The 25,564-nt window shown below is 45.8% G+C and carries 19 protein-coding genes; 1 reads left to right on the top strand and 18 read right to left on the bottom strand.

Features of this window, described 5'->3' with window-relative positions; translation table 11 throughout:
* Positions 1–31: 31 nt before the first annotated feature.
* Positions 32–2,941, bottom strand: a complete 2,910-nt coding sequence (rapA, locus tag OH459_RS20800; RefSeq protein WP_269988488.1) for an RNA polymerase-associated protein RapA — start codon at positions 2,939–2,941, stop codon at positions 32–34.
* 536 nt (positions 2,942–3,477) lie between these two features.
* Between rapA and OH459_RS20805 the strand changes: the two genes are divergently transcribed.
* Positions 3,478–4,854: a PhoH family protein gene (locus OH459_RS20805; protein ID WP_005444370.1), complete on the top strand. Its 1,377-nt coding sequence runs from the start codon at positions 3,478–3,480 to the stop codon at positions 4,852–4,854.
* Positions 4,855–5,021: 167 nt separating this feature from the next.
* Here OH459_RS20805 and tldD read toward each other — a convergent pair whose 3' ends face one another.
* The 17 genes from tldD to OH459_RS20890 form a co-directional block, all read right to left on the bottom strand.
* Positions 5,022–6,467, bottom strand: coding sequence for a metalloprotease TldD (gene tldD / locus OH459_RS20810; RefSeq protein WP_005444369.1), 1,446 nt, complete (start codon positions 6,465–6,467; stop codon positions 5,022–5,024).
* A gap of 11 nt (positions 6,468–6,478) precedes the next feature.
* On the bottom strand, positions 6,479–7,300 hold the full coding sequence (locus OH459_RS20815; RefSeq protein ID WP_269988491.1) for a carbon-nitrogen hydrolase family protein: 822 nt from the start codon (positions 7,298–7,300) through the stop codon (positions 6,479–6,481).
* A gap of 39 nt (positions 7,301–7,339) precedes the next feature.
* Positions 7,340–11,218: a YhdP family protein gene (locus OH459_RS20820; RefSeq protein WP_269988493.1), complete on the bottom strand. Its 3,879-nt coding sequence runs from the start codon at positions 11,216–11,218 to the stop codon at positions 7,340–7,342.
* Between the two features lie 11 nt (positions 11,219–11,229).
* Positions 11,230–12,699, bottom strand: coding sequence for a ribonuclease G (gene rng / locus OH459_RS20825; RefSeq protein WP_005444363.1), 1,470 nt, complete (start codon positions 12,697–12,699; stop codon positions 11,230–11,232).
* Between the two features lie 18 nt (positions 12,700–12,717).
* The gene (locus tag OH459_RS20830; RefSeq protein ID WP_009703017.1) at positions 12,718–13,287 is read right to left on the bottom strand and encodes a Maf family protein; all 570 of its coding nucleotides are present in this window, start codon (positions 13,285–13,287) and stop codon (positions 12,718–12,720) included.
* 4 nt (positions 13,288–13,291) lie between these two features.
* Positions 13,292–13,780, bottom strand: coding sequence for a rod shape-determining protein MreD (gene mreD / locus OH459_RS20835; protein ID WP_005444359.1), 489 nt, complete (start codon positions 13,778–13,780; stop codon positions 13,292–13,294).
* Positions 13,770–14,660 (bottom strand): rod shape-determining protein MreC, encoded by an 891-nt coding sequence (mreC, locus tag OH459_RS20840; protein ID WP_005444357.1) that lies wholly within the window; start codon positions 14,658–14,660, stop codon positions 13,770–13,772. Before mreC ends, mreD begins: the two co-directional genes overlap by 11 nt.
* Before the next feature lie 147 nt (positions 14,661–14,807).
* Complete coding sequence (locus OH459_RS20845; RefSeq protein ID WP_005381144.1) at positions 14,808–15,851, bottom strand: rod shape-determining protein; 1,044 nt, start codon at positions 15,849–15,851, stop codon at positions 14,808–14,810.
* Between the two features lie 152 nt (positions 15,852–16,003).
* Positions 16,004–20,425, bottom strand: coding sequence for a DUF6701 domain-containing protein (locus OH459_RS20850; RefSeq protein WP_269988540.1), 4,422 nt, complete (start codon positions 20,423–20,425; stop codon positions 16,004–16,006).
* Between the two features lie 8 nt (positions 20,426–20,433).
* On the bottom strand, positions 20,434–20,877 hold the full coding sequence (locus OH459_RS20855; protein WP_269988542.1) for an MSHA biogenesis protein MshP: 444 nt from the start codon (positions 20,875–20,877) through the stop codon (positions 20,434–20,436).
* On the bottom strand, positions 20,867–21,580 hold the full coding sequence (locus OH459_RS20860) for a PilW family protein (protein ID WP_009698816.1): 714 nt from the start codon (positions 21,578–21,580) through the stop codon (positions 20,867–20,869). Before OH459_RS20860 ends, OH459_RS20855 begins: the two co-directional genes overlap by 11 nt.
* Entirely contained in the window at positions 21,580–22,161 is a 582-nt protein-coding gene (locus tag OH459_RS20865; protein WP_017187902.1) for a type II secretion system protein, read from the bottom strand. The genes OH459_RS20860 and OH459_RS20865 overlap by 1 nt, the downstream gene beginning before the upstream one ends.
* Positions 22,158–22,706: a type II secretion system protein gene (locus OH459_RS20870; RefSeq protein WP_269988545.1), complete on the bottom strand. Its 549-nt coding sequence runs from the start codon at positions 22,704–22,706 to the stop codon at positions 22,158–22,160. Before OH459_RS20870 ends, OH459_RS20865 begins: the two co-directional genes overlap by 4 nt.
* Before the next feature lie 119 nt (positions 22,707–22,825).
* Positions 22,826–23,056 carry a type II secretion system protein gene (locus OH459_RS20875; protein WP_005432800.1) on the bottom strand — a complete coding sequence of 77 codons (231 nt, stop codon included), beginning with the start codon at positions 23,054–23,056 and terminating at the stop codon, positions 22,826–22,828.
* A gap of 71 nt (positions 23,057–23,127) precedes the next feature.
* Positions 23,128–23,583, bottom strand: coding sequence for a type II secretion system protein (locus OH459_RS20880; RefSeq protein WP_045491887.1), 456 nt, complete (start codon positions 23,581–23,583; stop codon positions 23,128–23,130).
* A 290-nt stretch (positions 23,584–23,873) separates the two neighbouring features.
* The gene (locus OH459_RS20885) at positions 23,874–24,335 is read right to left on the bottom strand and encodes a hypothetical protein (RefSeq protein WP_005444341.1); all 462 of its coding nucleotides are present in this window, start codon (positions 24,333–24,335) and stop codon (positions 23,874–23,876) included.
* Between the two features lie 4 nt (positions 24,336–24,339).
* Positions 24,340–25,563, bottom strand: a complete 1,224-nt coding sequence (locus OH459_RS20890) for a type II secretion system F family protein (RefSeq protein ID WP_005444339.1) — start codon at positions 25,561–25,563, stop codon at positions 24,340–24,342.
* Between the last annotated feature and the right edge of the window lies 1 nt (position 25,564).

The raw sequence follows: 25,564 nt of genomic DNA on the forward strand, positions 1-25,564 counted from the left end.
AAGACCTTTTTTTCGTGTGTTTGAACGCTGATTAGTTATGGCTGACCACAATCAGACGTAGCGAATCTAGCTGAACCTGAGCTTGGTTGATGTAACCTGTTAGCTCTTTGATTTGTTCTTCAATCGATTCAATTTCTTCATCACGGATATTCGGGTTAACCGCTTTCAGTGCTTGTAGACGCTCAAGCTCGGCATTCAAGCTTTGTTGCATGTCTTGATGCGCTTGTTTGCGTACGTCTTCCACTTTCTGCTCAACCAATGCGTCACCCGCTTCGATTAGGCTGTGAATGTCTTTCTGTACTGATGTCACTAGCTTGCTGCCTAGGTGACGGTTCACAGGGCTAAGCTGACGGTTGAAGCCTTCAAACTCAACCTGAGAAGACAGATCGTTACCACGAGCATCCATCATCATGCGAATTGGTGTCTTCGGTAAGAAACGAGTAATACCGCTGCGTTTTGGTGCTTGTGCATCCACCGCGTATACCAATTCAAGTAGGATAGTGCCCACTGGTAGCGCTTTGTTCTTCAGCAGAGAAACCGCAGAGGTACCCACGCCCTCGCTCATCAGCAGATCGATACCGCCTTGAATCATTGGGTGCTCCCAACTGATGAAGTGCATGTCTTCACGAGACAGCGCAGTATCACGGTCAAACGTGATTGTCGCGCCTTCGTATGGCAAGCCAGGGTAGCTTGGTACCATCATGTGTTCAGATGGCGTTACCACAAGTGCGTTCTCGCCTTTGTCGTCTTGGTTCAAGCCAATGGTGTCGAACAGAGACAACGCGAATGTCACTAGGTTTGTGTCGCCATCCGTTGATGCAATTTTCTCAACGATTTGCTGTGCTTTATCACCGCCATTTGAGTGCATCTCTAGTAGGCGGTCACGACCTTGCTCAAGTTGTGATTTCAGCTCTTTGTTCATCTTCGCAGATTCTTCAATCACTTCATCAAGGTTTGAAACATCACCAGACGCCAGCATTTCAATCAGCGCATCAGAGTACTTATCGTAAACCGCGCGACCTGTTGGACAGGTTTCAGCAAACGCATTTAGACCTTCATCGAACCAACGCGCAAGGATCGCTTGTGATGTACCTTTTAGGTAAGGGACGTGGATGTCGATATCACGCTTCTGACCGATACGGTCCAAACGACCAATACGTTGCTCTAGCAAGTCTGGGTTGAACGGCAAATCGAACATCACAAGTTGGTTAGCAAACTGGAAGTTACGACCTTCTGAGCCGATTTCGCTACAGATAAGAACCTGCGCGCCACCCTCTTCTTGCGCAAAGTAAGCAGCCGCTTTGTCACGCTCAAGGATCGACATGCCTTCGTGGAATACAGTTGCACGAATACCTTCACGCTCACGCAGTGCTTGCTCCAGTTGTAGTGCCGTACTTGCACGAGAAGCAATAACCAATACTTTGTCGCTGCGCTTCTCTTTTACTTTCTCAAGTAGCCAGTTCACACGTGAGTCAAATTGCCACCAGCTTGAATCTTCGCCTTCAAATTCTTGGAAGATTTCTTCTGGGTAAAGGTTCTTCACCGCGCGTGCTTCTGGTGTCATCTTGCCACCGATCATGCCTGATACACGCATTGATGTGGTGTACTGCTGCGGAATGTCCATTGGCATTAGATGTACGTTACGCTTCGGGAAGCCTTTGATTGCAGCACGCGTGTTACGGAACAGAACGCGACCAGTACCGTGACGGTCCATTAGGTTGTCGATCAGTTCTTGGCGCGCTGACGCTTTCGCTTCTTCATCACTGTCGCTTTCGATAATACGGAATAGCGGCTCAACGTCTTGCTCAGAAAGCAGTTCGGTAATTTGGTTTTTCGCTTCGTCAGGCAGCTTATCACCAGAGAATAACGACGTGATAGCATCCGCAACAGGTGCGTATTGCTCTTCTTCTTCAACAAATGCGTCGTAATCGTAGAAACGATCTGGATCTAGCAGACGTAGACGAGCGAAGTGACTCTCACGACCTAGCTGCTCTGGTGTTGCCGTTAGCAGTAGCACACCCGCAGTGCGTTCTGCCAAGCCTTCTACCACTTGGTATTCGCGGCTTGGTTTGTCTTGGCTCCATTCTAAGTGGTGCGCTTCATCGACAACCAATAGATCCCACTCGCCTTCTAGCGCTTGCTCGAAACGCTTGCGGCTCTTACGTAGGAAATCCAGTGAACACAGCACGTATTGCTGCGTATCAAATGGGTTTTCCGCTTCTGCGAACGCTTCAATACAACGCTCTTCATCGAAGATAGAGAAGTGCAGGTTGAAACGACGCATCATCTCAACGAGCCACTGGTGTTGCAGTGTCTCTGGCACCACGATAAGGATACGTTCAGCACGACCGGACAGCACTTGCTGGTGGATGATCATGCCCGCTTCGATGGTTTTACCCAGACCAACTTCATCCGCTAACAATACGCGAGGCGCGTGACGACGACCCACTTCATGTGCGATGTAAAGCTGATGAGGGATCAAGCCTGCACGCATGCCACACAGACCACGCATTGGGCTCTTGTGTTGCTCAAATTGGTTTTGTAGCGCACGGTAGCGAAGTACAAAGTTGTCCATGCGATCGATTTGACCTGCGTACAACTTGTCTTGCGGCTTGTTAAAACGAATGTGGTTGCTTAGGAAGATTTCACGCAACACAATCGCCGTTTCTTGCGTGTCTTCACGAGTACCGAAATAGGTGTATAGACCTTCATCTTCCAGTACTTCTTCAACTTTTAATGACCAACCTTCTTGGCAATCGATGACATCACCGACGTTGAGCGTTACTCGGGTAACTGGTGCATCGTTACGTGCGTAAACTCGGTTTTCCTCTGATGCTGCAAACATCAATGTCACAGTACGAGCATCCATTGCTACTACGGTACCTAAACCTAAATCGCTTTCCGTATCGCTAATCCAGCGCTGCCCCAAAGCAAATGTCATGAATTGACTACCTCGTTGTTGTTTCTTGTTGGTCTCTACCCATCCCGATGGGCATGGATAATAGTTTAGATCTGATTCTGGCTTCTGCTATGCCAATCGTGCTTGTCATGCCACTTTGTGCTGTGCATTTTTAAGCCAGCTGCACATGATAAATCGGGCGTAGCCTATACGCAGAAAAAGGTCGCTAATCTTACTTGAAGCTGTGATTTAGGTCACGCCGAAACCGCCCAGAGGGGCAACTTTTTTTCCTGAATTAGGAATGCAATCAAATTGTAAAAAACTCATGACAATTATTAAGTTGTAAGAAGTAAATTTTACGTATACTTCTAATGAGGGGCGCTTAGAGTCATCAAGCATGATTTGAGCGCATTAAGTACACGATTAGGATCAACACGGGTTTGCAGTAAGTTGTCTTGCTACTCGGTTGCGCACTAACCGACATTGCCCGACAACCTCTATTGCAAGCAATCAGAGTTAGGAAGACTGTTCCTTCTTAGCTACTAGCCAGCAAAGCCGCGCTGCGGCAAGGAGACGCTATGGGCGATACCGATCGGAAACTGTTTGTACTCGATACCAACATTCTTCTTCATGAACCCTTCGCCATCTTCTCTTTCCAAGAACACGATGTCGTCATCCCAATGACCGTGTTGGAAGAACTCGACCGAATCAAAGACAGTAAACGTGATGTAGCAAGGGATGCACGCGTTGCGATTCGCGCTTTGGAAGATCTGTTTAAAGACGCAACACCCGATGAAATCTCAGAAGGTATTCCAGTTTCTAAAGACAACCCTAGCCAAGGCACCATCTCTATTTTGGCGGACTTCGAATTGCAGGAAACCGTCAAAGCCTTCGCCGACAAAGCCGGTGACAACCGCATACTCAATGCGGTGCTTTATCTGCAAAACAAACGCGCACCACGTGAAGTCGTGCTCGTAACCAAAGACATCAACATGCGTTTGCGAGCCAAAGGCGCTGGCGTACGTTTCGTTGAAGACTATCGTACGGATCAACTGATTGATGATATCCAATACCTCACCAAAGGCTTCCAACAACGTGAAGGTGATTTTTGGAGTGATGTGGATGAAGTTGAGAGTTACGCGCTGGGCGGAAAAACGTTCCATAAACTCAACCGCGAACCGTTCGAGCCGACCTTTATCAACCAATATGTGATTGATGAAGAGAGTGATTTTGTAGGTCGAGTAGAAACCATTAATGAGGATAAGGTTACGCTGCTCGACCTGAGTCGTGAGCGCATGATGCATCGTCGCGCTTGGGACATTACACCGAAAAATATCTATCAAGGCATGGCGATGGATGCCTTGCTTGATCCTGATATTGATTTGGTGATTCTGACCGGCGCTGCCGGTAGTGGTAAAACGCTCCTTGCAATGGCAGCAGCACTAGAGCAAACCATTGAAAAAGGCATGTTCGATAAGATTATCGTAACGCGGAACACGCCAGATATTGGTGAGTCGATTGGTTTCTTACCGGGCTCGGAAGAAGAGAAAATGATGCCGTGGTTAGCCGCAGTGACCGATACCTTGGAAGCGCTGCACAAGAACGACCATTGCACCGAAGGTTCGATGAAGTACATCTGCGATAAAGCCAACATTCAGTTTAAATCGATTAACTTTATGCGTGGTCGCTCTATCCAGAATGCGTTTGTCTTGCTCGATGAGTGTCAGAACTTAACCGCTTCACAAATCAAAACCATCATCACCCGTTGTGGTGAAGGCACTAAGATTGTGTGCTCGGGTAACTTGGCACAGATTGACTCCCACTACCTAACCCCAGTGACGTCTGGTTTGACGTATATGGTTGAGCGCTTCAAGAACTTTGAAGGCAGCGCCAATATTCACCTCAATGGTGTGGTGCGCAGTCGCTTGGCAGAGTTTGCGGAAGAGAATCTATAGCGAATCATCTCCCCCTAAAACAAAAGAGCGCTCAATGGGCGCTCTTTTATTCTTTAATAGCTTAACGTTTGATGCTCTAGGCTAAAAGTCGAGACTCCCTATCATCGCTCCTTCGTCGCGGTAAGGAATGACGATCTTTAACGTCATAGCTAATTGGTAGTTAATGCTTACTCAGTACCACCCACGGTGATTGAATCGAGCTTCAATGTTGGTTGACCAACGCCAACTGGTACGCTTTGACCCGCCTTACCACATACGCCAACGCCTCTGTCGATGCTTAGGTCGTTACCCACCATAGAAACTTGTTGCATTGCTTCGATGCCTGAGCCTATCAACGTTGCGCCTTTCACTGGGCGAGTGATTTTGCCATCTTCAATCAAGTACGCTTCCGATGCAGAGAACACGAACTTACCAGAAGTGATGTCCACCTGACCGCCCCCGAAGTTTGGTGCGTACAGACCTTTCTTCACTGTAGAGATGATCTCTTCTGGCGTGTGCTCACCCGGCAGCATGTAAGTGTTGGTCATACGTGGCATTGGTAGATGCGCGTAAGACTCACGACGACCGTTACCTGTAGGATTCACACCCATTAGGCGTGCGTTCAACTTATCTTGCATGTAGCCCTTAAGCACACCATTTTCGATAAGTGTGTTGTATTGACCGTTCACACCTTCATCATCCACGTTCAATGAACCGCGCAGATCTTTTAGCGTGCCATCATCCACGATCGTACAAAGCGGAGATGTCACTTGCTCACCCATCTTGCCCGAGAACACTGACGACTCTTTGCGGTTGAAATCACCTTCTAAACCGTGACCTACCGCTTCGTGCAGCAATACGCCCGGCCAGCCAGAACCAAGTACCACAGGCATCATGCCTGCAGGTGCTGCTTCTGCTTCTAAGTTCACTAGCGCCATACGAATCGCTTCATCTGCGAATTGGAAGGCTTGTTTCACGCCGTTCGTTTCAGATAGGAAGAAGTCGTAACCAAAACGACCACCACCACCAGCGCTACCGCGTTCACGGCGATCGCCTTTTTCAGCAAGAACACTGATTGATAGACGAACAAGCGGACGAATATCGCCAGCGTAAGTACCGTCGGTTGCTGCAACTAGCATTTGCTCGTGCACACCGCTGATGCTTATCGACACTTCTTTGATGAGTGGCTCTTTGGTACGAATGTACGCATCCAGAGACAATAACAGTTCAGTTTTTTGTTGCTTTTCCCAGCTTGCTAGTGGGTTTACCGCATCGTAGTAAGCTTGGTTATCAGAACGCTTGAATGCGTGCACTTTGCCGTTTTGACCTTGCTGCGCAATACCACGCGCTGCAATCGCACTTTGCTTCAAACCTTCTAGTTGAATTTGGTCTGAGTAGGCGAAACCGGTTTTCTCGCCTGTGACTGCTCGTACTCCGACACCACAGTCAATATTGAAAGAGCCATCTTTAATGATGCTGTCTTCTAGAACCAGAGACTCATGCCAGCTGGACTGAAAGTAAATGTCCGCATAATCGATCTGGCGCGTCGCAATGCTCGCTAGTGTGTCAGCGATGTCTTGCTCTGTCAGACCGTTTGGGGCAAGGAGTGCCTGTTCTATTTGGTTTATGCTCATAGTTAGCTCTTTTATTTCCGTTTCAATTCATTTTGAAAGCGACTGTGTTGAGTCAGCGGCATATTCTGCCTTACTTGCTGGTTGTGTGACAAATCTATCTCTGCCACCAGCAGTCCTACTTGGTCATTCAATTGTTGGTGAACGCGCCCCCAAGGATCAATCACCATGGAGTGCCCCCAGGTTTGACGACCACAAGGATGCGTCCCCGTTTGCCCGCAGGCAAGAATCCAGCACTGGGTTTCAATCGCACGCGCTCTTAGCAGTACTTCCCAATGCGCCTCTCCCGTGACGGCGGTAAACGCAGCGGGCACAACGATAACTTGTGCTCCTGCTAAGCGTAGTGCTTTAAACAGTTCAGGAAAGCGTACGTCGTAGCAAATACTTAAGCCTACCGTACCAATATTGGTCTCTGCCGTCACGATGCGATTACCTGCACTAAAGGTATCCGACTCACGATAGCTGCCATACCCATCGGCTACATCCACGTCAAACATATGCAGCTTATCGTAATGAGCAATACGCTCGCCTTGCGGTGAGAAAACAAATGTCGTGGTAGTCACGCCTTGTTCAGTGCGAATCGGCATGCTTCCGACTATTAGCGTTAATTGATTGCGTTGTGCGATCTCAGATAAACACTGCTGGATAGGACCGTCACCCAAAGTTTCTGCGTTCTGGTGATACGCCTCTCGATTGGCAAACTGCGTAGCGTTTTCTGGTGTCACAACCAGCTTCACACCTTGCTCAGCAGCCAATGCACATTGCTTGGCAATGAAGTCCAGATTCTCCTCGAAATCTGGACCTGATGTCATTTGAATGATGCCAACACGTTCCATGTATTCAATTCCTTGTTCGTCAGAAGACTAACCGCGCAATTACTTCGCTTGCTCACGCAGTTTTTCTGGCAACTTGTATTCACCTTTGCTTCGTGAAATCTCTTTTACAGTAGGTGAATCCAGAGGACCTTTCACTTCGTAGTTTACTTGCGTGAAGACTTCCACTACTGGAGAGATAACCGTCGAAATCGCCAGTACGTACAACGCCGTTTGAGGCGCTACAGCAAAGGCAGTCAGCATAGGCAAACCTGAAGTAATGTCCGGAGTAAAGTTCACTTCCGCATCCACCAAGCGGGTGTTCATATCGGCGATGCCACGAATCTTCATTTCACCGGCCAGTGCATCCATCACAATATCGTTGGTGATAAATACGCCATCTTGGATTTTGCCTGTACCCGTGATTGAGTTGAATGCCATCCCTTTGTCGAACACGTCAGTAAAGTCGAGCTGCATCTTACGAATGATCGAATCAAGACTAAACAGACCGAGCAATCGCGCCGCGCCACTCACTTCGGTGATCACGCCTTTACCAAATTCGGTAGAGACGTCACCTTGCAAACTTTGAGTCTTCATCGACCACGGCGCGCCATCCCAGTCTAGGTTGGCATTGATTTCAAACGGCGCTTGTTGGATGCCAGAGGTTATCCCAAAGCGCTCCATCAAATCACTGTTGTTATCACCCTTAACTTTCATGGATAGGTTTGAATGACTTCGCTCTTTGGTTAGCTCCCACCAACCGCTCATATCAATACGGTTTTGACCACTACTGAAAGTTACGTTCTTCCATTCAAGTCGATTATTGCCACGCTCGACATCCACATTTACCTTGCCAACCTTGTAACCTTGCAACCAGAAATCATCAATGTTCAAAGTTAAGTTTGGCATTTCTGCATGGAACTTGCGGTCAAAGTTTGAGATTAGTGGTGCGCTCTGGTCTTCACTAGCGAACAGAGAACTGCGCTCTTTCGTCATCTCATCAAAACCTGGAATATACAGGTGTAAATGCTCCAATGAGACGGACAAATCATACGGTTTGAGGTAATTGGCTTTGCCTTTCACTTCTTGACTATCAACATCGAGCTGCCAGCTTAGATTCTTCTTACGTGCATTCAAATCCACATCGTGAAACTCGATACCACCAAGCTCCAAATTCTTCACATCCATGCTAATACGCGTTGGAAGTGGAACAGTCGGTGTTTTCATGCTCGACAAAACAGACTGTGTGGTACTTTGTGGAACGTGCATTAAATCCGCCCACTTATCGAGGCTCAAATCATCCAAACGAATTGAGGCGTCGTGTCCTACCACAGGGCTGATTTTGAAACCGCCGTTCCCCACAACGAGATTTGTTGCGGTCAATACTGGGACATCGCCTGAAATGTCGATTTCCGTTTGGTACTTCGCATTTGGGATCTGCAAACGAGCCGAAACACTTTCTTGGTTTCCAGAAGCTTGGAGCTTCGCTTGCCCTTTTTCGCCCCGTTTTTTCCCAAGCGGGTACGGATATTCACTTGCTAACTGACTAAGCTGAGCAAGCACATCCACTTGATAGGTAAAACCCACATCGTTGAGTTGTAGATCGATGTCCATTTGCCATGGTGCATGACCTGAAACAAGGCTTAACCAACGCTCGCCAAGGTAAGGTTTGAGTGGGTCTACCTCCCAATCACCAAGGGTATTGATGGTCACATTGTAGCCTTGCTCGGCGTTCTCACCACGAAAGTCCAGTGAGATTGGCTGCTTCAATAATTCAGCAGATAGACCAGAAGTAGTCACTACATCGTTATCGAACTTGATACGGCCAGTCGCGTTCTCTAACGTCATCGGCGGCGCATCAATATCTACGCGGTTGTTCTTAAGATCCGCATAACCCCATGCGCGAGCATCTTTCTCGGTATCAAATGGGATATTGAGTTGGAATTCTGAATAAACAGGACCACTAACTTGCAGTGCGGTCAACGCAGCCCCCACAGAGTCAACCAGTGGCGTTGCCATCATGTAGTCACGAACTTCATTACCCGGTGCGCTTGCTTTCGCTTCGATCTCGATATGGCCACCTTCTGCAAGCTCGGGAATACGACCTGTGATTCGCTTCGCTTTCACGCCATTTAACGTGGCAGACTTCGAATCCAAGTACATGGCATCGTTTTCAAACAACAAATCGAGTTGTAAATCTGTAATGGTTGGCCAAGCAGTATCAAAGCTGAACTTCGCATTCTTCAATCCAACCCATGCTTGGAACATGCCGTTATGCTCTTTATACGGGAAGTCACCTAGCTCGCCATACCAAAGCAGCTTCGCAGTATTGACCTTACCCCCCTGAATCGCAGTAGATAGGTAGTCTGTCAAATCTTGCCCAAGTGCTAGAGTTGGAAGGTAACGCCACGTTTCACCAGCGTTGTAGAGATCAGCTTCTGCATAAAACGACAGAAATGGGCTTTGCTCTTTCGGGAAATCGAGACGGAACGCACCCAGCACTTGCAGATCGGGTGTCGCCGCAGTCACTTTATCAGACCACAAACGCCAACCATCTTCATCTTGCTGCCAAACGATGTCGACTTCACCCTGTTTGATGTTTAAAGGCGCTTGGAATACGTCCCCATATGGGAAGACATCATCGATAACCGTCACTTTCGCTTTTGCTTGTTCTAGGTTACCCGAGACTTTGCCTTGCACATGACTAAAGCCAGGCAGCAGCTCCCACTGCGTTAAACCTAATTCATCCAGTTCGGCTGAGTAACGTAGCGTGTCTAAACCACCATTCATCGACAGGCGAATGTCCTCCACTCGTCCTTTCGGCGCTAGTTTATCTAGCAAATCCGTAGTGGATTCTGATTTAGGTGCTAGCTTAACGAGCGGGGTTAACGCTTCAATGTCTAATTGGGATAAGTTGAGTAGCCAGCCACCTGGTTGCCAATCAAAGGCAACATCCAGCTCAGGCCATGGTCGGTCATCGGTGCGGATTTGCAGTGAGTGACCATTTACTTTCCAGCCTTCTTTATCTGGTGAAAGCTTGAAAATACCAGACTCCAGCAGCAGTTCATGACGCCCTTTCTCATTCCACACTAATTCAGAGGGTTGCAGATCGACATAAGCGTAGCTTGGTTGGCTGTGTTGCAACGTCAACCAAGTGTTGAGACTCACTTTGCCTGACTCAACGCCAGACTCATCTTGCATGTAAGTGGTTAGCCAAGGCGTCACGGACACATCTTTTGCACTTACGTAAAATTCACCTGAGATATCACGCAGCGAACCATAATCTTTGAAGTTAGCACGCACTAACAATGAGTTGAGACTTGCGTCCGCAATGCTCACTGTGCCTTCCGCTAAGTGATGCTTACCTTGGTTGCTCCAACGTAATTGCTCGATGTCCAAGCGGCGTGTTTCACCAGACACTGACTTGTACCAAATACGTGAGTCGGTAATCGTGAAATCTTCAAACTGACGCAGTAACAAGGAGTCCAACTGATCAATCAGCTTTGATTCACTTTGGCTGACATTCGCTGCTGGGTCGTTATTTTCTGATTTAGACAACAAATCAACGGTACGAATGTCTAAAGCCAAGTCATCAATGGTGAGATCTGCGACCACAGGCCTAAACTTTAGGAGAGATTGAATCAAGTCGAATTCAATATGAATTTCATCCACGGCAAAGCGCGCGTCTTGGTTATTCGGCAGATTCGCTTCTAGGCCTTGCAGTGCGATAGAGGGATGGCTATTACGCCAAGAGCCAGCAACGCTGGCAATAGAAAAGTCAAAACCTGTGCCTTGCTTGACCCAGGTTTTGATCTCATCTTGGAAGTGGTTAAGTTGTGGCAATGCTACGCGTAGTGTGGTTACTAAGATGGCTAAAAGCACCAATAACGTCACTAAAGTCCACGCGCAGAAACGCCCGAAACGGTTAAAACCAGAATTCACAAATTTTCCAATTACATCATGACGACGTCAAACTGCTCCTGAATGTACAGGGGCTCAGCTTGAATACGAACTTGCTTACCAATAAATACTTCGAGTTCAGCCAGTGCGTGAGATTCATCACCCAATAGTGTTTCCGCTACGTATGGTGACGCGTATACGACAAAGTTGTCTGCATCATAAGCACGGTTCACTCGGGTAATTTCACGTAGGATCTCGTAACACACGGTCTCTACTGTCTTCACGCTACCGCGACCTTCACAAGTAGGACAGCTAGAACATAAGATATGTTCAATACTTTCGCGCGTACGCTTACGAGTCATCTCAACTAAGCCTAGCTGAGTAAAGCCGTTAATGTTGGTCTTCACTCGATCTTTTGAGAGCGCCGTTTCCAACGAAGTTAGTACACGCTTACGATGTTCTTCTGACGCCATATCGATAAAGTCGATAATGATAATGCCGCCTAAGTTGCGTAGACGCAGCTGACGAGCGATCGCTTGAGTCGCTTCAACATTAGTGTTGAAGATGGTTTCTTCAAGATTACGACGACCGACAAACGCGCCAGTATTGATGTCGACCGTTGTCATTGCTTCAGTTTGATCAATGATTAGGTAGCCACCTGACTTAAGCTCAACTTTACGTTCCAGAGAGCGTTGGATTTCGTTCTCTGTGTCGTACATATCGAAGATTGGCTTATCGCCTTCGTACAACTCAAGCTTATCAGTCAGCTCAGGAACATACTCAGACGTAAACTCTTTAAGGTTCTCGTATTCAAGACGAGAGTCAACCATAACCTTGTCTAGCTCAGTGCCAACAAAATCACGCAGGATGCGTTGTGCCAAGCCTAACTCACCGTACAAGGTCGAACGGGTTTTGTACTTCGAGCGACGCTCCATGACTTTCTGCCATAAGCGCTTCAAAAATGCCGCATCTTGAGAGAGCTCTTTTTCGTCTGCACCTTCTGCCGCAGTACGAATAATAAAACCGCCGTGCTCGTCGCAGTAGTGGTTAACCACTTTCTTTAGACGCTCACGTTCACTTTCACTTTCGATACGCTGAGAAACGCCAACATGGCTAGCCCCAGGCATAAAGACAAGATAACGTGATGGGAGGGTAATATCAGTCGTCAGGCGAGCGCCCTTGGTACCTAGTGGGTCTTTAACCACCTGCACAACAATATCCTGACCTTGGCGAACCAACTCAGAAATATCACGAACTTGAAATTGTTGCTTTTCGTTTTCCGCCACACACTCAGTATGCGGAACAATATCTGACGCGTGCAAGAATGCCGCTTTATCTAAACCAATATCGACAAACGCCGCTTGCATGCCCGGCAATACTCGGCTCACTTTGCCTTTATAAATATTGCCAACAATGCCACGGCGCGATTCTCGTTCTATATGAACTTCTTGTAGTACTCCACCTTCAATCATGGCCACACGAGTTTCACTCGGGGTCACGTTAAGCAGCAATTCTGCACTCATGTGCACACCTCAAAACAATTATAAAAATTCTTGAATTAGCTGATCGGTTTCGAACAAAGGTAAGCCTACTACGGCGTGATAACTGCCTTCGATTCGGGTGACGAAACGCCCACCGAGTCCTTGAATACCATAACTTCCAGCTTTATCGCATGGTTCGCCTGACTGCCAGTATCGTTCTATTTCTTCTTCAGTCAGAGTTTTGAACCACACGTCAGTGATAACGACCACTGAGTGTTGTTGTTCTTTTGATACGACGCTCACCGCAGTCATCACTTGATGCTGACGACCCGATAAATCGCTGAGCATGCGTTTTGAATCTTCGAAATTTTTTGGTTTTTCTAATACGTGGTTATCGCACACCACCACGGTATCGGAGCCCAATACAACGGAATCAGGCTTAGCCATCGCTAAGCCTGCTTGAGCTTTTTCCAGAGAGAGACGCAAAACATAGTCTTTTGCTTGCTCGTGATCTTGTTTGGCTTCCTCTATATCAGGAAGCACAATATCAAAGTCATAACCTAGTTGAGCAAGCAACTCTTTTCTTCTCGGAGAACCCGATGCGAGAACGAGGGATAAGCCCTTTTTCACAACGCTACCTTACGTGCCATGCGCGACGGACGCGTCGCATTAATAAAAACATCCATGGCCAAAGTATACAGTTTATTGCCGCAGTCCACAGAGATAATGGATTAAATACTACGTCCTGGTTCAAATATTCCCCACAGAATATAAGAAGTTCCAGTAGCACGGTAAAAAAGGCAATCAAAATCGATTGTTGCCACAATGCCATGTTACGAATCACCAAGAAGTTCAACGCAACCAAGTAGATAACGATCGACATCATCATCCCTCGGATCCCGAGCGTCGAACCAATCAAAATATCCCAAAGCAAACCTAAAACCAGAGCAGTACCAACGTTGACACGATGCGGCAGTGCCAGCACCCAATAACAGGTAACGAGGAACAGCCATGATGGACGTAGTAAATCCAAAACGCCTGGCCATGGAATAGTTTGCAGGACTAGCGCGACGAAGAAGCTGACGCCGATGACCATTCGGCTTCTAAATACACTATTGGCCATCGGTTACCTCTTGTTCTGAACCTTCTTCTACATTGGACTGCAGTACTTTGTGTTGACGGTCTTCATTCGGCCAAATCAATAGCAAGTAGCGCAGGCGATCAAACTCAACCACAGGTTCCGCTTTGATTGATGCGAATTCTTGGCGAGTATCGTGATCCACATTCGTAACAGTTGCGACTGGGTAGCCTTCTGGATAAATACCCCCAAGACCCGATGTCACCAGCAAATCGCCAACTTGGATATCGGTACTGGTTGGGATGTGCTCTAGTTGGATTTCATCCACTTCACCATTACCGGAAGCGATAACACGAATATCGTTACGAATCACTTGGACTGGAATTGCGTTTTTCGCATCTGTTAACAACAAGACACGTGCGTTGTGCGCGGCCACAAACGTTACCTGACCAACGATACCTTTCTCGTTGATAACAGGTTGACCAACGTAAACGCCATCAATACGACCTTTATCGATCACCACTTGGTGGCGGTACGGTGACGTGTCCACAGCCATCACTTCTGTGACGACTTTCTTCTCGTCACGGACGAATGAAGAGCCGAGCAGTTTACGCAGGCGTTGGTTTTCTTCTTTATATTGGTCGAGCAAGATCAGCTCGCTCTTCAGGCGAAGCACTTCGCGCTTCAAATTGCGATTGCCTTCAATCAGTGCCTGACGAGTATTTAAACTCTCGAACATTCCATCGAACATGCTACGAGGCAAATTAGCTGCGTATTGGATTGGCGCAACCATACTGTTCAATAGGTATCGGACGTTGGAAAACGTATCTAGACGGTTATCAGCCAGCATCAAGCTCGCCGACACGATGACAGCAAAAAACAGACGCAATTGCAGAGATGGACCTCTGCCAAAAATCGGTTTCATCTTGTTTTTAACCTGATTGCTACCATGATTATTGAGCCTTACTTGGCAACCTGAGAATCTGACATGAAGAGATTCTAGGTATGGAGCAGATTGAAATTACAGAGAGCGGAAATGAAGGTGAAGCCCATATGGACTCCACCCTGCACTTTATTCTTCAGAGAATAGATCGCCACCGTGCATGTCGATCATTTCTAGTGCTTTACCGCCGCCACGAGCCACACAGGTTAGTGGATCTTCAGCGATAACCACTGGAATACCAGTTTCTTCCATTAGTAGACGGTCAAGGTCTTTCAGTAGTGCACCACCACCTGTTAACACCATACCGTTTTCAGAGATATCAGACGCAAGCTCTGGTGGACACTGTTCTAGTGCAACCATCACTGCCGATACGATGCCTGACAGTGGCTCTTGTAATGCTTCTAGGATTTCGTTTGAGTTCAGGCTAAAGCTGCGTGGCACACCTTCTGCAAGGTTACGACCGCGAACTTCGATCTCTTGAACTTCATCACCAGGGTAAGCAGAACCGATTTCGTGTTTGATCTTTTCAGCCGTTGCTTCACCGATCAAGCTGCCGTAGTTACGACGTACGTAGTTGATCACAGCTTCATCAAAGCGGTCACCACCGATACGTACAGAAGAAGAGTAAACCACACCGTTTAGTGAGATAACCGCAACTTCAGTTGTACCACCACCGATATCAACCACCATTGAACCTGTTGGCTCAGAGACACGCAGACCTGCACCGATTGCTGCCGCCATTGGCTCATCAATTAGGTAAACTTCGCGCGCACCGGCACCTAGTGCAGATTCACGAATCGCACGACGCTCAACTTGAGTAGAACCACAAGGAACACAAACCAGTACACGTGGGCTTGGTTTAAGGATGCTGTTGTCATGCACTTGCTTAATGAAGTGCTGAAGCATTTTTTCTGTTACGTAGAAGTCAGCGATAACGCCATCTTTCATTGGACGGATAGCTGAGATGTTACCGGGCGTACGACCAAGCATCTGTTTTGCCGCATGGCCTACAGCAGCAACGCTTTTTGCAGAACCTACACGATCTTGACGAATAGCAACTACAGAAGGTTCATCAAGGACAATACCCTGTCCCTTTACGTAAATTAGAGTGTTGGCAGTACCTAAATCGATAGATAGGTCGTTTGAAAACATGCCACGAAGTTTTTTAAACATATTCTTCGCTCATCCTGCAAAAATTTAGAAGACAAAAATTGTCCTAAATGTACCAATGCCTCGCTGTCACAGCAAGGCATTGGTACACAAACATGAGCAGAAAGCCTCAATTTCTTGCAGTTTCCTTACTTAACGCAAGAAACCGAAGTTTGTTATTGTCCGGTTAAGCCCGGTTCACCACGATAAATCACTCGGTCATTGCCTCGATGAATACCAAACGTGACTACCGATGATGGGTTTTCTTCGGAGCCATCTTTATCCCAGTCGTATTTGAGCCAAGGGAGCGAATTGCCACCACCTTCAAGATTAAGCCATACGCGAGTTTGCTGGCGATACGGCTCTGCTTCTTTTGCTGTTACAGAACGAGAATGGCCAGAAGCGACCTCTCCACCAGCCCCTAACGTGACATCCTTAGGTTTCGCGTTATCACCTTTAGGCCAAATATGCTCTTGTTTAGCCTTCACACCAGTAACATCGGTTTGGCTGTCATTTGGGTTAGCAATAAAGCGGCTACCATTCCAGTATTCAACTCGTAATGGCACTCTCAACGTCGAGCCTTGGTTGCCACCGACATCATCTAAGTCTACACGACCAAAGCGGATGTCAGGTTGGGTAGGCAATAACCCCTCACTACCATCGATAGATACTGGATCCTTATTATCATCCGCGGATTTGATTGATATAGCCGTATCTTTCGCGTTCTCGTTAAAGTTGAGCGGACCATCTGGGTAACTTGAGCCAGAACCTTTTAATAGCTCTAACCCATCCGTCGTTGAACCAGTAAACTTACCTAGACTTCTTGAAGTGACATAAGCAGCACCATTATTCACCCAAGTCCCCGTATAGGTTTTGTTCAAAATAAAACGAGGCTGATAAGAGCTAGTATCTTTCAAACCAAACTTTGCTTGTAAGCCACTAGAGAAGAAGGCGTAATTTGTTAAAGCGCCTTTATCCGCATTTAATGCCTCAACATAAAACTCCTCGACGCCAAAGCTTTGTCCCATATAAGCAAAGTTTTCTTTATGTGGGTAAGCCCATTGATTTCCTTTCGCTTCATCAACTCGGAAATACTTAGGGTAGAAACGACCAATATTTTCTTCTGCTGGCGTAATGGTGAAAGCTTTACTACCGAGATACGTTTCAGGTGGTGTAATCGTAAAGTCAAAAGCACCAACTTCGGACACAGTTTGCGTCACTGACCCCGTACCATTAGTTAGATTGATATGATCGTATGTGGTCGTTCCTAAAGTGCCAGGAATCGCACTATCAAACTGCGGGTAAGATACTTTATGACTAATCGTTAAACCTGATTGTTGATAGTTTTGTGCTGGCTTCTTATCATCACCAAATTGATAAGCCGTCACTTTCATTGTGAACTCTTCTCCAGCAGCAACCAGTTTCTGGCTACAAGAGCCTGAACCACACAGACCACCATCAACCGTCAATTTGAGATATGCTGGAAAACTCACAAAGCTATTCTGTCCTAACGAATCCTTTTCATCTTTTATTTTCGCCTTCAGCGCGACTTTGCCTGCCTCTGGATACTTTAAGTTGAAGTAAGCTTTACCTTGCTTATTAAAGTAGACATCAGCAACCTCAACAGTATTTGTCCCAACGGTAACCTCGTTACTGAAAGAACCATCTCTCTTTTTGAAAGAGACATAAGCGGGGACTGATACTGCATTGCTTGTCGGTTCGATTCTTTCAATGGATAACTGAACATCTCGATTTTCGCCGTCACTGCCCTGTTGGCTTGGTGAGCTACAAAACTCTAAATAAGGCGAACGTTGATTGCTATATTGTGCCTGTCCTTTGGTATTGAAGAATGGCTTACCAGCGACCTTATCTGGAACCGTTACACCCAACGCCGCAGAGTTAAATACGATATTACAGTTTTGCTCAGATAGCGGACCACCAGCGATACGACACTTCGCTCCGTCAAAGCCAAACTGTGGAACCGAGCTACTTGCAATTCCAAGTTTTGCTGAGCCTGATTGGAGCGCTTGTAGCTTCAACGAAACAGAGTCAGAGAATGTAACACGATCTCCCCCTTCCCATGCGACGAGAGAATCCGATTGTGGCAATAAGGACACCGTCACAGGATCAACCGTTGCTCCTGGGTTCGAGCTCAATACTGAAGATGGGTACGTTTTCGAACAAGAAGCATCCATACATGCTCGTAGTGTTACCTCGGACGCCTGACAAATACTGCCAGTACCAGCGTAATCAAATTCGAAGTGGTGAATGCCTTCCGTTATTTTCTGGTATTTATCGGCACAAACTTGGAAGTTATCCATTTCATGTACGTTGGTAATGTCACCAGTCGAGGCGGTAATCGACACGCGGAAATTTTCTGGAGGCGTGGTTTGCCCAAAACCTCTCATAACATCAAATTTGGAGATCAATGTTGTCCAAGAGTTCGCACTACCGATCTTACGCTGAATCGTAATGTAGACTTTACCTTGTTGTTTAGAATCAATGATAACTTTGTATCTATGATTAGGATCGCGGCGTCTATCTAAGTCACCAACATTGTGGTTACCTTTAATATAGCGATAACCTCCCATCCATTGCCCAGACCCGTTCTTAATCCCAGAACCACGAATTGCGACTGTATTTGGCTTAAACCCTGGTCGGTAATGACTATCCTCAAAGCTACCTTCTCTTGAGTAGTTGCCGTATTCATCGATACCAAACCCAAGCCAACCGCCAGCAAAGCCTTGTATGTTAGGTTTCACACCATAGCCAAGTGGACCACCAAATGCCCCAGTTTGTGGCGGCACATTAGCATCAGATAAAACCAACGCCACACCATCAGCCCCAGATCCGGAGTGCGCATAGTGGTCAAACTCCACTTCAAGATAGTTATCTTTCGAAGGGAATAGATAGTTGTATGCCGATGCTGTTGCTTGATTTCTTTGAGACGAGTTTAAAACGAATCGACCACCAGATGGCGTAGGTTTGATGCTTTGCCCAAAGCCAATAACAGACCAGTTGCTAATATCATTAGCATTGAAGTCTTCCATTGGAAGTAAATTACATTGTGTTGGTTCAGGGTCAGGGGGAGTAGTACCACAAAACTCATAGAAGTCATCATAACCGGATCCTGAACTTACATTAACTGGACATTCGCCTTTTGATTGGGAGCTGTTACAACTTGGGTCATTTAACCCACAAAACGCAACCAAATTTCCGTTGTAATAATATGAAGAGTTCAACTGCCCACACAACGTAGAGTTGTTAGAAATACTGACATACTTGTTATTGGGAAAACCTACTGCTTTCATGTCAGCAAGAATTTTCGCTCCAGAAAGAGCCATCCCTGTATTTTTGGTACTTACAGTGCCAAATACAGAGGCATTTGTGACATGCAGATACTTTTTAGTTGATACATCATCACCAACAAATGAGTTGTTAATATTTGCACCATCACCAGAGCTTGACGCTTCTCCACAAATATAGGAGTTATTAATTACGTGAAGGTACTCTTTAACATTTACATCACCTTTAACTTTAGAGTGCTCAATTCGCCCACCTTCATTTGCACTAGAAACAGTGCCTGATACTTGTGAAGATTGCACATCGACGTATCCCTTAGCAGCAATATCTCCGCCAATTTGGCTGCTATTAATTGCCATGCTCTGATTGCGCCCTTGAGTATTATCAATATCGCCAGACACACTAGAGTCAGATACACGAATAAAACCTTTGGCGGTGATATCACCAGAAACAGACGAGTTATTTAATACTTCAACCGCAGGGTTACCACTGCTACGAGAGGTAACATCTCCATTCACATTCGTATTATTGAGTTGCACATAGTCTTCAGAAAATATGTATTGATTGATTCTGTAGTTAGTCACTTTTATGGATTCTTGAGCACTAACATACCCAGAAATGAGATGCGCGCTGTTTGATACAGCCTGAATACCACCGTGGGAAGAGGAAATGTGTCCGCCCACATCACCATTCGTTGTTTTTATCTGATCTCTCGCCTCGATATACGAGCCTACATCAACATTATTCAGTGTCACCCCACCGGCATAGCTATCAACATAGCCACCAACATCACTGTTGGTACCATTAATGTGTTTTTGAGCTATGACACTTTCTCCAACATTGACATTATCAAATACAACATCATTGTTAGAGCTCCTTATAAACCTAGATACAGTAGCGTCTGTCAAATTGATGTAACCACCATTATCGATACTACCGTAAATATATAAGTTACGAGCGCTAAAAGAATTTCGGTCTAGGTTAAGGGAAAGATTCCGATTACTACTACCAATCGTATTATTACCACCGAAAGAAGAATATCGATCCAAATACAGTTGTGATACATAAGGACCGGCAACAATACTATCGCCATAATTTAGATTAACGCCTACTGTACATACGTAAGTGGAGTAGTTGCTTGTATAGTAGCCATTATTGGGGCAAGGGCTATTCCAAGCCACATATTCATTGTCGCTCCAAGACCAACGAGGAGTAAGGTCATACATAACTCCAGCAAGAGATTGAGCAGACAGCAAGCTATATGTGAGAGCCCCAAACATCATTATTTTTTTCATTATTTTATTTACTCCCTAACCCAAATCTCTTGTTGGCGCTGTACTTGTGCAACCCCGAAACCACAAATTGCTGTGGCTTGCACTCTGAAAAGAGATTCAGCTTCAGAGGTACCTGCGTTAAAGGTACCGATATTTGAACATGTCATAGTATTGATTCGGCAACCCGAGCCTTGTGTAATCTGTGTAGGAGGAGATGTATTACCGTTTTCAATCTTAGAGCAAACATCAGCGATGACGGAGCCATCTGTGTTTAATGGATAAAGCTGAGTTAGTGCCCACTCATTGGCAGATTGAGCAATAAACCAAGCTTTGGTACCTAAGAATTCTCTCGTTAATGTACTTTGGTTTGACCAACTTACTCTCATCAAAGAAGCAGCTAAGTACCCCATCACAATGATGACAAACAACACGACGATCAGAACACTACCTTGTTGGACATTTCTACGGAACATTGAGCACCTGCACGTCTTGTTGGTAAACACTACGCTCCCCGTTTTGAGTGAACTCTAAATTGATGTGTACAAGACCACCACGCTGCAGCGTTGGCTCTAGATAGTGCATATCACTTACAGAAGTATCAACACTATCCGCGACTGTAATTCCATTGCGCGTTATTTGATTATTTTCGAAGCAGTAACGTACTTCAGACTTATCTTGATAGACGTAATGACGGCTCGAAATAGAAGAGCCCCCAATCGTACTGGCAGCTCCACTAATAACAAAGACATCACCAGTTTTGGCTAGACCACCAACATTTAAACTTTGTGAAGAAGAAGGTTGCAGATCTTCATAACGGCTCGGATTAATAACCATCCAAGCGTTAGCGGGCATTGGGTTTAACGTGGCGTCATTGCCCAATAAGAACTCCAAGTCGTTATTTGTCAGTGTGTAGAACCCTGAATACTCAATAGGTACAAACTCTAAACACTTCGTCGTGTCATCAGGCTCATGAAAACTATTCGGTACCGCATGGCGAATTTCTCGAGACATTTTCTCCAACACAAACTGGGCTTGAGTTTGCATACGTTGTCGGTCAATTGTATCCGCATAACCTTTCATACCAAGCTGAACATAACCCGCAATACCCAGCATGATAAAACTCCCGATCACAATGGTGACGATCATTTCCATTAAGGTAAAACCACGAGCTTTCATCAGTAGTTCCCTCTTATGGCAGTGAGTGTTAATGGCTGAGTGTTGCTTGCAAAAATAGTAATAGTGATTTTTTTATAGTTAGTGATGCCTGTCGTTTTTGCCGTAGATAAGTTGTCGTACGCAACTCCGACCTCAACACGGAAATTGCGATATTTATCTTCACCGCTCTTCCCTAATACATCAGCAATACTCCCACGCTTCGCTCCTTGGCACTGACCTACCGTTGTAGACGTGCTCCAACACCCGATATAGTCATCTACATCATTAAAATCATTAGGCGTTGCCTCCAAAGAACCGTCGAATTTTCTATCAGCACCTAATTTACTCACCTCAGTGCAATTCACACCGTTCTCACCACATCGAACAGTACCACCATCGAAGTCACTGTTTTCATCAAAGCCGCGCGCCAATATTTGCGACATAAATCCCTGCCCTAAGGCTGCTGCACGCATTTGATAATGAGGCATTGCTGAATCACGAATTTGAGGAACTAAAAAAGACGTAAACGCTACCATCGCAATCCCCATAAGAACGATGGCAATGATCATCTCAATAAGCGTCATACCAATGTGCTTTCTCATGAGCATGCTCCCTCCGAAACATAACCCTGAGGGTTGATCAATACTCGGCACTGGCTTTGACTGTTTTTATCTTGAATAAGAATAGAAATACCAGCAGAGGAAACATTGAGAGGATTACCCAATAGATCAAATTCAATGGGACTAGAGGCACCATTAATAATAGAAAACTGTGCTGAGTTATCGACAACAACATCGCTTCGAGCATCTCGTTCCTTACTAGCCAGATTGCACGTTGCACTAGATCCTATACAAGTACTCGTAATCGATAGACAAAAGTTAGTGTAGCTAGAGTCCTCTCCAGCTTTGTAGCTACTGGGTAGACATCTTTCAGGATAAGACTTGTTTGGGATATTGATATTCGACTGCATGCGATTCACTTGAACTTGGCGAATCACAGAAATGGCTTGTTCTTGAAGTGCAAATGCAGACACACTGCCTTTGCCCATAAAACGGCTGGCAGCAAAAAGGGAGAGAATAGATAAGAGAACGATCACTAAGATCAATTCCATCAAGGTAAACCCTAATGTAGAGCTGCGAATTTTCATAACCCAACCTTAGGCTTAAGACAAGCGAAGTAAGTATACGATGAAATTATGAGAATAATGATAGGTTTATAAGTTTTAAATTCGAAGTGTGAGCAAGTGTACAAATAACCACCAATAAGTTATTTCTCTCCTTTCGAGCGCTCCAATTCTTCTTCAATTCGATCGTAGGTTTCTTTATTGCTTAGGGTTTCAGAAACGTGCTCAGCGGTTTGCTTAGTTTGCTCCCACTTAGCTTCGTAAGTTTCTGGTTCAAAGCTGATAAATCTTGGTAATACCACATAACCGATCACACCTAAGATAATCAGCACAACCACAAATTCGATTGCACTAAGACCCGATGATTTACGCATATGAACTATTCCGAGATTAATCAAAATAAGGAGATAAAGGCCAGACTAGCTGGCCTTTAGATATAAGCAAATTACTTACATGTAGTTGCTGTTTTAACCGTTGCAGCAGCTGAAGACGTTGCTTGAGTGTAAGTCACACATTTGTCTGTGTAGCCATCATAACCAAATGTAACTGCATTTGTTTGACCATTAACAGTAATCTGCTTCCAGTCATCTTTTAGCCCATCAACCACTAGCTCTAGATCCGCTTTAGTAGCTTTAGGGTAACCGTAAACCAAATTCAGGTCAGTAGCTGAGCCATCAATTTTCATTGTTGCAGTTTCTTTTGATTCGGTCCCAGCGATAGCAGCTTTACCATAAGTAATCCCTGCAGCTCCTGCAATCGCACCTTTTAGACCATCAAGTGCAGAGTTACGAGCATCATCTTGCAGGTTAAGGAAACGTGGTGCTGCAGTTACCGCTAGAATACCTAGGATTACAATTACCACTACCAATTCGATAAGGGTGAAACCACCTTGTCTTTTCATTGTTTACTCTCTCTATGTAAGCATGCAGAGTGACTGCAAAGTTTATCGGTCACACGACCATTTTGGATATTGTCAAAACGGTGTTGCGTCTCAACACACTAAGCGAAATTAGTTAGGTGAGTACTTTCTCTACCGCTTGAGCAGAATGACGATTCGCCATTGTTAAGTAAAAGCTGCGCTAAAAAGTAAATAACCAAATGGTTTACTTTCAATTACAACCTTTTTCTTATGGTAATGTTTGCATTATACCGACTTTCATTCCTATTTATAGTACTTAAGTGTCAAAAAATTCACTCCGCCGACATTTCGACGTCTATTTTCAGGTAATTAGCGTCAGATATAACGACAACTCTCTGTCCATTTTCATAAGTATAGTGACATGTATAACTATTACTTTTAATTGCTCCACGAATTTCTAACAACTCGCTCGCCATAATTTTACGTTGCGGGTAATGCACCGCTAACCAAAAGCCACAATCCAGAACCCCGTCTTGACGAAATGGCGACACTAGACCTGCTTCTGTCATATCGAGTTCAAACCCATCCATCGACATATGTTTGGGCTCACCATGAACTATCCACGCCTGATGATAACGTTGCACGCTATCTTGCATCCAAACCTTGGCAAGCTTGGCTCCGGTGACTTGCGCTTGCTGCTCTACTGGCTTGAGGGTGTGCACAAACGCCACCAGCAAAATCAACCCAATAACGCCTGCAAGGATAAGCGTTGCGCGACTCTGATTTTCAACCACTGGTTTAGCCGCCTTTGATGATGTCCAGCATCCCCCACATTGGAAGGAAAATACCCAGAGCGAGCACCATAACCATGCCTGCCACAATGACCAAAAGTAGTGGTTCAATTCGAGCTGTCAGTGTCTTCAAGTCGTAATCCACTTCTCGATCGTAGAAGTCCGACACTTCTAAGAGAAGCTCATCGATACGACCAGTCTCTTCACCAACCGCTATCATTTGAATAACCAAAGGCGTAAAAATTTTACTGTTGATTGCCGTGACAGAAATGGTACTGCCCGCTTCAATAGCAGACTTCATTTCTAAAATTCGGTTTTCCAAGAACTTGTTGCCAAGCGCCTCACCAGCCAGAGCTAAAGACTGGTTTAGAGGTACACCGGATTTCAGCATCAACGAAAAGGTTCTTGAGAAACGAGATAGCTGTGCTCGGTTTACGATATCACCCACGATTGGCAATCGTAGACGGAACTTATCGAACTTCTCTCGACCATCTGCGGTTGCAACCCAAGCTCTGAACAAAAAGAATGCCCCAACAATTGCCGCAATGAGCAGCCCCCAAAAATTCACAAAGAAGTTAGAGGTCGCAATCAGGATTCTAGTTGGCAAAGGAAGCTCCACCCCAAAACGGGTAAACATCGATGCAAACTCTGGGATCACCAGAATGTTCAAAATAAACATCGCTATAGTGATGAACACAATAACGAATGTTGGGTAACGCATTGCTGCTTTAATTCGCTTACGAGTTTCCAGTTCTTGCTCGTAGTAATTCGCCAATTGCAATAAAGCTTGGTCTAGTCGACCTGTGTTTTCACCAACGTTGATCATAGAGACAAACAACGGGCTGAATACCTTGGAATGTGGCTGCATTGCCGAGGACAAACCACGACCATTGCTCAGCTCCGCTACCACATCTTCAAGCGCTTCTTTGAGCTGTTTGTTTTCGCAGTTTTGCAGCAGACCACGCATAGAACGCAGCAGCGGTACACCAGCCTTCGTCAAACTAAATAGCTGGCGAGAAAACAGGATAATCACTTCAAGCGGAATCGCCGGTACGAACAATTTAGACAGGCTAACTTTGCTCTTTACCGCTTCTTTTTCCAAACGCAGGTTAAGAGGAATGATCCCCTTATTCATCAATGCTTCCGCTGCAGCTTCAGAATTAACAGCATCGACTTTGCCACTGGTGGATGAGCCGTCTAAAGTGCGACCTTGATAACGAAAAGTTGGCATT

It is taken from the genome of Vibrio sp. MM46 (assembly GCF_027587135.1).
Lineage (GTDB): Bacteria > Pseudomonadota > Gammaproteobacteria > Enterobacterales > Vibrionaceae > Vibrio > Vibrio harveyi.

What these genes read in the sequence shown, in the direction of transcription:
- rapA (WP_269988488.1), bottom strand. Translation starts at nt 2,941, where the DNA reads ATGACATTTGCTTTGGGGCAGCGCTGGATTAGCGATACGGAAAGCGAT.
- OH459_RS20805 (WP_005444370.1), top strand. Translation starts at nt 3,478, where the DNA reads ATGGGCGATACCGATCGGAAACTGTTTGTACTCGATACCAACATTCTT.
- tldD (WP_005444369.1), bottom strand. Translation starts at nt 6,467, where the DNA reads ATGAGCATAAACCAAATAGAACAGGCACTCCTTGCCCCAAACGGTCTG.
- OH459_RS20815 (WP_269988491.1), bottom strand. Translation starts at nt 7,300, where the DNA reads ATGGAACGTGTTGGCATCATTCAAATGACATCAGGTCCAGATTTCGAG.
- rng (WP_005444363.1), bottom strand. Translation starts at nt 12,699, where the DNA reads ATGAGTGCAGAATTGCTGCTTAACGTGACCCCGAGTGAAACTCGTGTG.
- mreD (WP_005444359.1), bottom strand. Translation starts at nt 13,780, where the DNA reads ATGGCCAATAGTGTATTTAGAAGCCGAATGGTCATCGGCGTCAGCTTC.
- mreC (WP_005444357.1), bottom strand. Translation starts at nt 14,660, where the DNA reads ATGAAACCGATTTTTGGCAGAGGTCCATCTCTGCAATTGCGTCTGTTT.
- OH459_RS20845 (WP_005381144.1), bottom strand. Translation starts at nt 15,851, where the DNA reads ATGTTTAAAAAACTTCGTGGCATGTTTTCAAACGACCTATCTATCGAT.
- OH459_RS20850 (WP_269988540.1), bottom strand. Translation starts at nt 20,425, where the DNA reads ATGAAAAAAATAATGATGTTTGGGGCTCTCACATATAGCTTGCTGTCT.
- OH459_RS20855 (WP_269988542.1), bottom strand. Translation starts at nt 20,877, where the DNA reads ATGTTCCGTAGAAATGTCCAACAAGGTAGTGTTCTGATCGTCGTGTTG.
- OH459_RS20860 (WP_009698816.1), bottom strand. Translation starts at nt 21,580, where the DNA reads ATGAAAGCTCGTGGTTTTACCTTAATGGAAATGATCGTCACCATTGTG.
- OH459_RS20865 (WP_017187902.1), bottom strand. Translation starts at nt 22,161, where the DNA reads ATGAGAAAGCACATTGGTATGACGCTTATTGAGATGATCATTGCCATC.
- OH459_RS20870 (WP_269988545.1), bottom strand. Translation starts at nt 22,706, where the DNA reads ATGAAAATTCGCAGCTCTACATTAGGGTTTACCTTGATGGAATTGATC.
- OH459_RS20875 (WP_005432800.1), bottom strand. Translation starts at nt 23,056, where the DNA reads ATGCGTAAATCATCGGGTCTTAGTGCAATCGAATTTGTGGTTGTGCTG.
- OH459_RS20880 (WP_045491887.1), bottom strand. Translation starts at nt 23,583, where the DNA reads ATGAAAAGACAAGGTGGTTTCACCCTTATCGAATTGGTAGTGGTAATT.
- OH459_RS20890 (WP_005444339.1), bottom strand. Translation starts at nt 25,563, where the DNA reads ATGCCAACTTTTCGTTATCAAGGTCGCACTTTAGACGGCTCATCCACC.